1 protein-coding gene is annotated in these 2,160 nt (G+C 46.9%); it reads right to left on the bottom strand.

Annotated elements, in window-relative coordinates:
* A partial coding sequence (locus tag JX312_RS12620; protein WP_204458248.1) for a hypothetical protein occupies positions 1 to 1,930 on the bottom strand: 1,930 nt, incomplete at its 3' end.
* Between the last annotated feature and the right edge of the window lie 230 nt (positions 1,931 to 2,160).

The raw sequence follows: 2,160 nt of genomic DNA, 5'->3' as shown, positions 1-2,160 counted from the left end.
CTATAACACCTGCTACCTGACATTTCGAAATCTCACTGGAGAAAGCTTTTCCGACAATTCCGCCACCCACTACACTCGACATCACAGCCGATGCTCCGTCAATCGTTATGTTTGTCCTTACATCGCATGAAGATATGGTTGCGCTATGGGTATATCCTGAAATTCCGCCTCCACTTCCTTTCGACATTACATTACCGGTGAAAGAACATCCGGCAATCGAACCGCCAAGAGCTTGTCCGACAACACCTCCTCCGATCTCTCCGTCGCAATCCACAACGCTCGATGTAATTGTGATATTACTTATGTCGGCATAACTTGTGCCGGCAAGGATTCCCACATAGTTTCCTGTAGCTATTACACCCGCTTTGTCAAATACAACGTTATCAACAGCTGATCCTTCCCCGAGCACACCGAAAAGTCCTGTGTCACAGAAACCTTTTCCGTCTGCTAAGAAATTGGATATTTTGTGTCCGTTGCCATGCAACTTACCGCAGAAAGGTGTAGCCACCGAACCGACCGGAACATATGAAGTAGGAGACACACCCGAGAAATCCAGATCACCACCTAATGCAAAATGAACACCTTCGAAAGAGTTGCCAGCCTCTGAAGCCTGCGAAATTGCCTGAATATGGGAAACAGACTCTATCAGATAGGGGGAAGCTTCCGTTCCCTCTCCTTTGAGATCAAGGGCGACAGGTGCCGGATAAGTTATCTGAGCCTCCGTGGTGACAGAAACGTCGTTATACATATAACCTATCGCTCCGCCCGGATTAGCACGTGCGGATATAACCCAACCACCGATCTTCAACTCGCCGTCACCTGTATCCTTAAGCACCATGTGGTTTTTCCAGTCTACGGAAACTTTCCATTTTTGCGTGTTCACATCCTGCTCGAATGATGCCGGATAGTTCATAAATTCTCCATACATCATATGAGTATACATCTGCTGTGGAGAGATAAGAATACGTTTGTCGGTTGTCAGTCTCGCTGTGAGAATATCGTTGGAATTGATGTTGCCGAAGCCATAGAGAACCACCTCGTTTGATGCAGTCTGTTCAATATACATCTCATACATCATGAGCTTGTTCTGGGAAATATTGAAGCAGGCTACCTCTGTGTTGGGAACAATCCATTCGCTGCCTGAGAATACATTGAAAATACGTCCCCAGTTGGGAGACTTCTGCAATTCGCCGTTTACTTCCTGCATCTGCGTGACCATGACACCCCATGTGCCGAGCACAATCGTGCCGTCGCTCTGCAATGTGCCCTTGAGGTCTCCTTCCACAGTATAGAATTTACCCTCCTTGATAAGCATGGGCACCATACTTACCTCTCCGTATGAAGTATGTTGGTAGATTTTCTGTTGTGGAATAAGCACCTCTCCGGTCTGAAGATCGATCTTCATGTCAATCACCGCATCAAGTCCGTAAACATTACCAAGAGCATAAACCCCTTCTGTTTCCGTTGGTTCAACTGTGATCCTGGAACTATACATCACGGATTTGTAATTGAGATCCTTCGTCATCATCGTGCCAGTGACAAGCTTAGGGACGGATGCCCCATCTGCCTTACGGATCTTCTTCGGAGCGACGGAGACAACTCCCTTCCCTCCTTCTACTGCCACTCCTATCACTGAATCCTCCGACAGAATGATCTCTGCGGAGGGGCGAGCATCGACCGTGCTCGCAGGCACAAACTCATCGCCCGCCTGAAGAACAGATGAAACAGGGTTGTCAGATCCCGGACCGGGATATTCCACTCCAGAAGAAACGATCTCTTGCGACTGCATCTGCGTCCCGGCAGGCAGCTCGTTTTTCACAATGGCTTTTGCCCGCTCCTCAATCTCCGACTTGTTGAGACGGGGAAGAACCGCGGAACCTGCCAGTGCGAAAAACACAACCAGCGTTGCTGACAGTAGTTTTCTTACCATAATGGATAATTTAAGGGGTTAATCGGAATTCTTCGGGAATATTCTCTATATAGTCCGTCGGAATTCTCTATTGTTGTTCATCGTTATTGCTGAGTGCAAAGGCCTGTTTCCTCTTGTCAAGAACCAGTCAGCAATCCGATACCGGATTTGATTCAATTTAACGAGATAGGTACTTGCAATCGCAAAATTATGAATTATTTTTAAAAACATATCTTTTGTTAACCTTTAAT

This window comes from Barnesiella sp. CU968 (assembly GCF_905219685.1).
GTDB classification, from domain to species: domain Bacteria; phylum Bacteroidota; class Bacteroidia; order Bacteroidales; family Muribaculaceae; genus Lepagella; species Lepagella muris_A.
The sequence above is the reverse complement of the archived record's forward strand: the minus strand, read 5'-3'. Positions and strand labels throughout refer to the sequence as shown.